This is a genomic window from Kitasatospora sp. SC0581 (assembly GCF_048159585.1).
Taxonomy (GTDB): Bacteria; Actinomycetota; Actinomycetes; order Streptomycetales; family Streptomycetaceae; genus Kitasatospora.
This window is the reverse complement of record NZ_JBLRWA010000038.1, coordinates 64,333-71,291: the sequence shown is the minus strand read 5'-3', so window position 1 is coordinate 71,291 and position 6,959 is coordinate 64,333. Positions and strand designations below refer to the sequence as shown.

Below are 6,959 nucleotides of genomic sequence, written 5' to 3'. Positions count from 1 at the left end.
GTCGGCTTCGGGGCCGGGGCGGCCGCGGCGGTGTCCTTGGTCTGCTCGGCGGCGGGCTTGGCCGGGGCCGGCTTGGTCTCCTTGGTGGGGGTGGGCTTGGGCTTGGCCGGGGTGGTCGGCTTGGTGCCGGCGGTGTCCTGGGGGTGGGTCACCTTGACCGTCTTGAAGCCCGAGTCGCCCGGGCCCTGGGAGCCGGCCATCTCGGTCGAGGCCAGCAGGTCGATCGTGGTCACGCCGTCCGGGGTGCCGGCGGCCAGCGAGTAGCGGAACTTGAAGGTCGCCGAGCTGTTGGCGGCCATCCGCTGGCGCTGGGAGCCGGTGATGTCGACGACGCGGGAGCAGCCGTCGAGCAGCTGGAGGTTCTTCCAGGCGCCGGTGTAGTCCTCGTACTGGATCTTGACGTCCTTGAGGCGGGCCGCGGCGCCCGAGCCCGGGGTGTGGATGCCGAGGAAGGGCTCCATGCCGTGGGCGTCCTCGGCGGCCTTGTTGGTGACCTTGACGGAGACCTCGTTCCAGCTGCCGTCCGCCACCACGGAGGACTTGGCGGAGACGATGGCGGTGTCCGGGGACAGTCCGGGCACGTTGGCCGGAGCCTCGTACGCGCCGTTGAGCCGGTGGTCCCCGCAGGCCCAGGCGGTGTCGGTGGCGAGGAACTGGACGCCGCCGGCGAGGACGACGGTGGCGGCGACGGTGGCGATGCGGCGGCGGCCGGAGAAGGCGCGGTCGTTCTTCGCAAAACGGGTGATAACGGACGTGCGCATGACGTGACTCCCCAGGGTCATGGGTCTGACGGTGTGTGTGGGCGAAGACGACCGGCCCCGCTGCTTCACGAGCGGAAGCGCCCCCCGGCTCCGCCGGTCTCGCTCTCCGTGCCTTCATCCGTATAGACGCGCATCCCCGTCAGGGGTTGCAGGTGGGTTCCGAGAATTTTTCGGAGTTCTTCGGCGGGCCTCGGAGACCGTCCGAGTGATGGTTGGTATGACCTGAATGATCCGGAAAGTACGGATCGTTCGGCCAGGTCGGTGACTTTTTCGCGGCCGGATAGGGGAGTCCCGGCCGCCCGGGTACGTCTCCGCTCCACCACCCGGGCGACGCCGGGTGACCGGAACCCGGAGGACGCACCCGTATGCCGCCTGGCAACCCTGGCCGTCTCGTCCGGAGTCTGGCCGCACTCGTGCTGGTGTCCGCCGCCGCCCTCCCGGGCGCCCTGGAGCTGGTCGGCCCCTCGCCGTTCGGCGTGATCGGGCCGGGGGCCGCCGCCGACCGCGCGGTGCCGCCGCACGCGGCCCTCCAGGCCGACCAGCGGATACCCGCGGCCGCCCCCACCGTCGACATACGCCGCACCGGGGACCCGGCCAACCGGATCACCCTGGTGCTGCTCGGCGACGGCTACACGGCCGGCGAGCAGGAGCTCTTCCGGCAGCAGGCCGACAAGGCCTGGCACGCGCTGATGGACATCGAGCCCTTCCGCACCTACCAGGGCTTCTTCAACATCAGGCGGGTCGAGGTGGTCTCCCCGGTCTCCGGGATAGCGGAGTCCGAGAGCCGCGGGCGCAAGACCGCCACCCCGCTCGGCATGCACTTCTGGTGCGAGGGCACCGCCCGGCTGCTCTGCGCCGACGAGGCCGCCACCGCCCGGTACGCGGGGGGCGGCGCCGGGCCGCAGTACCTGATAGCCCTGGCCAACTCCACCGAGTACGGCGGCGCCGGCGGCACCGGGGTGACCACCCTGGCGGGCGGCAGCCCGGACGCCGGGCGGATCATCCAGCACGAGATCGGGCACACCGTGGGGGACCTCGGCGACGAGTACGACAGCGCCCCGGAGGACGCCGACTACCCGAACCTCGCCACCCTCAACGCCGACGACATGCGCAGGAAGCAGACCAAGTGGTGGCGCTGGCTGGGCGCCGAGTCCCCGGACGGGGCCGGGGTGGTCGGGGCGTACCGCAGTGCCAACGGCCTCTACCGGCCCACCCCGGACTCGGTGATGCGCACCCTCGGCAGCGCGTACAACCTCCCCTCGCGCGAGGCGATCATCGAGGAGCTGTACCGCAGGGTCCGGCCGACCGACGCCCCGGTGCCGGCCCCCGGCGAGGTGTCCGGGCGGCCCCGGCTCGACGTCCGGCCGCTGCCGCTGACCGGCCCGCGGCAGCTGAAGGTGGAGTGGAAGGTGAACGGCGTCCCCGTGACGCCGCAGTCCCCCGACGGCTCCTGGCTGGACACCGCCCCGCTGGAGCTGGCCCCGGGCCGGACGGCCACCGTGACGGCGACCGTCAAGGACACCACCGACTGGGTGCGGGACGAGGCCTTCCGGGAGCGCCACATGACCCGCTCGGTGTCCTGGACGCTGACCGGCTGAGGTGCGGTGCGCGCCCCGCATCTGGGCGTCCAATCATGGGATGACTAATCTGGTCGGACTATGACCGTGGAGCCCGCCCGTCCAGCCCCGTCCCCGTCCGTCCCCGCTCCCCGACCCGCCGCCGGGCCCCCGGCCGGCTCCGCGCCGGCGTCAGCGCCGGTGCCCGGACCCGTATTCGAGCCGCCCGGCGGCCGCGCGGCCTGGCTGGCCTGGTCCGTCGGCGTCAGCGTCTACATCCTGGCCGTCATCCACCGCACCAGCCTCGGCGTGGCCGGACTGGACGCCGCCGACCGCTTCGGCATCGGCGCCTCGGCGCTCTCCACCTTCTCGATCCTCCAGGTGCTGGTCTACGCGGCCATGCAGATACCGGTCGGCCTACTGGTCGACCGGTTCGGGCCGCGCCGGGTGCTGCTGCTGGGCGTCCTGCTGCTGAGCGCCGGTCAGCTGGCCTTCGCGTTCAGCTCCTCCTTCGGCCCCGCGCTGGCCTCCCGCGCGGTGCTCGGCTGCGGCGACGCGATGACCTTCATCAGCGTGCTGCGGATCGCCGCCCGGTGGTTCCCGGCGGCCCGGAACCCGTTCGTCGCCCAGCTGACCGGCCTGGCCGGGATGGGCGGCAACCTGGTCACCACCGTGGTGCTCGCCCAGGCGCTGCACAGCGAGGGCTGGACGCCCACCTTCACCGCGATCGCGCTGCTGGGCGTGGCGGTGTTCGCGCTGGTCGCGCTCTTCCTCAAGGACACGCCCCCGCAGGAGGCCGCCGCCGCCCGGCCCGGGGAGGCCGGGAGGGGCGGGGCGCCCGGGGCGCGGCCGAAGGTCGGCCAGCAGGTCCTCGCCTGCTGGCGGGAGCCGGGCACCCGGCTCGGGCTCTGGATCCACTTCACCACCCAGTTCCCCGGCAACGCCTTCGGCCTGCTCTGGGGCCTGCCCTACCTGGTGCAGGCGCAGGGCATGTCCCGGGCGGGGGCCGGCGGGCTGCTGACCCTGCTGGTGCTCAGCAACATGAGCTTCGGCTTCCTCTTCGGCCGGCTGCTCTCCGCCTCGGCGCGGGCCCGGATGCCGATCGTGCTGACCGTCGTCGTGACCACCGCGCTCGGCTGGGCGCTGGTGCTGGCCTGGCCCGGCGGCCACCCGCCGACCTGGCTGCTGGTCGGGATCATCCTGGTGATGGGAAGCAACGGCCCGGCCTCGCTGGTCGGCCTCGACTACGCGCGCGCCCGCAACCCCGCGGAGCGGCTCGGCACCGCCTCCGGGATCGTCAACATGGGCGGCTTCATCGGCACGATGATCACCCTCTTCGGCATCGGCGTGCTGCTGGACGCGCTCTCCCCGGACGGGGCCGTCGGGTACTCGGCCGACGCCTTCCGCTGGGCGTTCTGCTGGCAGTACGTCCCGCTGGCGGTGGGCACGGCGATGATCCTGCGGCTGCGCCGGAAGGTCGCGGCGCAGGCGGTCGCGGCGCCGGCGGGCTGAGCCCGGGGCCGTCCGGCCCCGGGCCCCGGGCGGTCCGCCTCAGATGGTGACCGAGAAGTTGGCCAGCACCCGCTCGGCCAGCTCCTGGTCGCCCTCGACGGAGACCGGGCCGGGCCGGCCGCGGCCGCAGGCGAGCCGCAGGTAGGTCTCCCAGTCCATGGTGAGCTGGACGTCGGGCGCCAGGCTGATCGACTCGTCCACGGTGCAGTGGCCGGTGGCGTCCACCCGGACGGTGCGCAGGAACTCCACCGGGCCGGTGACGTCCAGCACCAGCGCCGTTCCGGCCGGGGCCCCGGCCTTGGTGGCGACGGCCTTGGGCAGCAGCTCCAGCAGCACGTCCCGGGTGATCAGCGCGGCCGGGGCGTCCAGGTTGCCCGGGGCCTCCAGGGCCCGGCGCAGGTCCTGCTCGTGCACCCAGACGTCGAAGGCCCGCCTCCGCAGCAGCTCGTGGTACGGGACGTCCCTGGCCAGCGGCCCGGCCGGCCAGCGCACCGGCTCCTCGGGCGTCTGCTTGGCGTTCCGCAGCGCCCGGGAGCGCCGGATGATCGTGTACTCCAGCTCGCTGGTCATCTCCAGCGCGGTGTGGCAGCGGCGCTTGTCGACCGGGAGTTCGACGTAGCGGGCGAACTCGGAGGTCACGTGACGGAGGTCACGCGGCAGCGAGTGGATCGGGCGGGGGTCGCCGAGCAGGTCGGACTCGACCGCGATCACGTGCGAGACGACGTCCCGGACGGACCAGCCCGGACACTCGGTGGCCCGGTTCCAGGAGCCCTCGGGAAGGGGGGCGACCAGCTCCGATATGGACTCGATGGTCTGGGTCCACGCCTCGGTGTAAGCCTGCACGGTCTGGTTGTCCGTCACGGGAATCTCCGGCCCTCCGTCAGCTTCCTTGCCGCCTGTGCCCCGCCGTCACGGCCGACCGGGATGGTCCGGCTTTCCCGGCGCACACGCTAACCGCACGTTACGCTGCCGGGAGACAGCTGGGCAGCGCTTTCGGGTGACGATCGTAGGTCTCTTGCCGTGGACGGTGGTACTGTGCGCGCTTCATTGATCCAACTCGCGGTCTCCGACGCGGAGCCGCCCGCCGAGCGGAGGGCTCGGGCGGCCGCCCTGGTGCGGGCGCAACAGGGCGCCGACCTGGTGGTCCTCCCGGAGCTGTGGCCGCTCGGCGGCTTCGCCTACGACCTCTGGTCGGACGGCGCGGAGACGCTGGACGGGCCCACCTCGGACGTGATGTCGGCCGCCGCCCGGGCCGCCGGGGTCTGGCTGCACGCCGGTTCGATCGTCGAACGCGATCCGGACGGTCCGATCTACAACACCTCGCTGCTGTTCTCCCCGGACGGCGAGCTGGTGCACACGTACCGCAAGATCCACCGCTTCGGCTTCGACAGCGGCGAGGCGGTGGTGATGGGCGCCGGGCAGGAGATCGTCACCGCGCCCACCGACTTCGCCACGCTGGGCCTGGCCACCTGCTACGACCTGCGCTTCCCGGAGCTGTTCCGGGCGCTGCTGGACGCCGGCGCGCAGCTGCTGGTGGTCCCGGCGGCCTGGCCGGCCCGGCGGCGCGAGCACTGGACGCTGCTGGCCCGGGCCCGGGCGGTGGAGGAGCAGGCCTTCGTGCTGGCCTGCAACACCGCCGGGACGCACGCCGGGGTCGAGCAGGCCGGGCACAGCATCGTGGTGGACCCGTGGGGCCGGGTGCTGGCCGAGGCGGGGGCGGACGAGGAGGTCCTGACGGTCGAATTCGACCCGGCCGAGGTGGCCAAGGCGCGCGAGGAGTTCCCGGTGCTGCGGGACCGCCTGCTGGGGATCCCGGCGCCGGTCCAGCGCTGAGCCGGAGCGGCGCCCGGAGCGGGGCCGGCGCGGCGGCGGGAGCGGGGGGCGGGGCGCGGTCGGGACGGCGCCGGGGCGCCGCGGACGGCGTTCCGGAGGGTTGGTTCGTACCTGGGTCGATCGGGTTTGAGAAGATGAGCACTCGTCGTGTTCCCCGCCGGCCCGTACGAGGGCCTGCCCGGTCGGCCCGCCCGAGGAGGTCGCGCCCATGCCTGACAACGGCGCAGGCGACACCCCCCGTCCCGTCATCCACCGCAACAGCCTGCGCGAGCAGATCGCCGGCGCGCTGCGCGAGGAGATGATGGCCGGCCGACTCGCGGCCGGCCGCAACTTCACCGTCAAGGAGATCGCCGAGCTGTACGGCGTCTCCGCGACCCCGGCCCGCGAGGCCCTGGTCGACCTCGGCGCGCAGGGCCTGCTGCGGGCCGAGCACCACCGCGGCTTCACCGTGCCCGAGCTCGGCTGGGACGACTTCCTGGAGATCTTCGAGTCCCGGGTCCTGATCACCGACAGCTTCCACCGCCAGTACACCGCCCGCCGGGCGCTGCCCGACCTCAGCCGGCTGTCCTCGCTGCACCGCCGGGCCGACGCGGCGGTGCGGGCCGCCCGGGCCGGGAACCTGGACGTGATGGTGGGCTGCGACCGCCGGTTCTGGCAGGAGGTCGGCGCGCTGCTCGGCAACCGCCGGATCGCCGACTACCTGGACTGGCTGCGGGTGCAGTCCTGGATGTTCGCCGCCCGCTACCTGCGGGAGCTGCCCGCGCTGGGCGGGGTCTGCTGGGAGCGCCACCCGGACCTGGTCGAGGCGATCGAGGCCCGCGACCCGCTCGCCGCGCACCGGATCATCTGCGAGTACAACCTGTACACCGTCCGGCTGCTGGCCGGGCTGGCCGGACAGCCGCTGGAGTCGGTGACGGTCCTCGGACTGCTCACCGAGTTCGCCGGGGAGGAGCCGCCGGCGGTGCCGGTCGAGCCGCCGCCCGCGCCGCCGGCCCCGCCGGAGCCGGCCGCCGAGTCCGCCGCCGGGCCCGGCGCGGCCCGCGCCGAGCGGAGCCGCCGCAGCGACGAGGTCGGCCGGGAGCTCGGCCGTGAACTGGGCCTGGGCCTCGGCCTGGTGCCGCAGCCGCGCGCGACGCCGTACGGCCGGTTCGGCCGGCGGCTGCCCGAGCCGCCCCCGGAGGCCCCGCGGGGGCGGTCCGACCCGCACGCCGCGCCGGGCCGGTAGGGTGGGCGGGCGTCGGACCGGGCGCCCCGCCAACGGGCCGTCCGGGTACCGACCCAAGCCCCCGTCGTCGCC

At 74.2% G+C, this 6,959-nt stretch carries 5 protein-coding genes and 1 pseudogene; 4 read left to right on the top strand and 2 right to left on the bottom strand.

What is annotated here, in order from left to right; all coding sequences use genetic code 11:
- A pseudogene (locus ACLWS4_RS34170) lies at positions 1-761 on the bottom strand (hypothetical protein); the annotation flags it as partial.
- Between the two features lie 365 nt (positions 762-1,126).
- Here ACLWS4_RS34170 and ACLWS4_RS34165 point away from each other — a divergent pair.
- Both ACLWS4_RS34165 and ACLWS4_RS34160 read left to right on the top strand, forming a co-directional pair.
- Positions 1,127-2,359 (top strand): M64 family metallopeptidase, encoded by a 1,233-nt coding sequence (locus tag ACLWS4_RS34165; protein ID WP_079271989.1) that lies wholly within the window; start codon positions 1,127-1,129, stop codon positions 2,357-2,359.
- Positions 2,360-2,419: 60 nt separating this feature from the next.
- Positions 2,420-3,829 (top strand): MFS transporter, encoded by a 1,410-nt coding sequence (locus ACLWS4_RS34160; protein ID WP_416876147.1) that lies wholly within the window; start codon positions 2,420-2,422, stop codon positions 3,827-3,829.
- 39 nt (positions 3,830-3,868) lie between these two features.
- Here the strand turns inward: ACLWS4_RS34160 and ACLWS4_RS34155 are convergent, their stop codons facing one another.
- On the bottom strand, positions 3,869-4,690 hold the full coding sequence (locus tag ACLWS4_RS34155) for a maleylpyruvate isomerase family mycothiol-dependent enzyme (RefSeq protein WP_049656343.1): 822 nt from the start codon (positions 4,688-4,690) through the stop codon (positions 3,869-3,871).
- A 174-nt stretch (positions 4,691-4,864) separates the two neighbouring features.
- On the opposite strand from ACLWS4_RS34155, the gene ACLWS4_RS34150 reads away from it, so the two are divergent.
- Complete coding sequence (locus ACLWS4_RS34150; RefSeq protein WP_049656341.1) at positions 4,865-5,662, top strand: carbon-nitrogen family hydrolase; 798 nt, start codon at positions 4,865-4,867, stop codon at positions 5,660-5,662.
- A 208-nt stretch (positions 5,663-5,870) separates the two neighbouring features.
- Entirely contained in the window at positions 5,871-6,887 is a 1,017-nt protein-coding gene (locus ACLWS4_RS34145; protein ID WP_074001873.1) for a GntR family transcriptional regulator, read from the top strand.
- Positions 6,888-6,959 lie beyond the last annotated feature (72 nt).

Bases quoted from the DNA above. Each gene is read 5' to 3' on its own strand.
- ACLWS4_RS34165 (WP_079271989.1), top strand. From the start codon at position 1,127: ATGCCGCCTGGCAACCCTGGCCGTCTCGTCCGGAGTCTGGCCGCACTC.
- ACLWS4_RS34160 (WP_416876147.1), top strand. From the start codon at position 2,420: ATGACCGTGGAGCCCGCCCGTCCAGCCCCGTCCCCGTCCGTCCCCGCT.
- ACLWS4_RS34145 (WP_074001873.1), top strand. From the start codon at position 5,871: ATGCCTGACAACGGCGCAGGCGACACCCCCCGTCCCGTCATCCACCGC.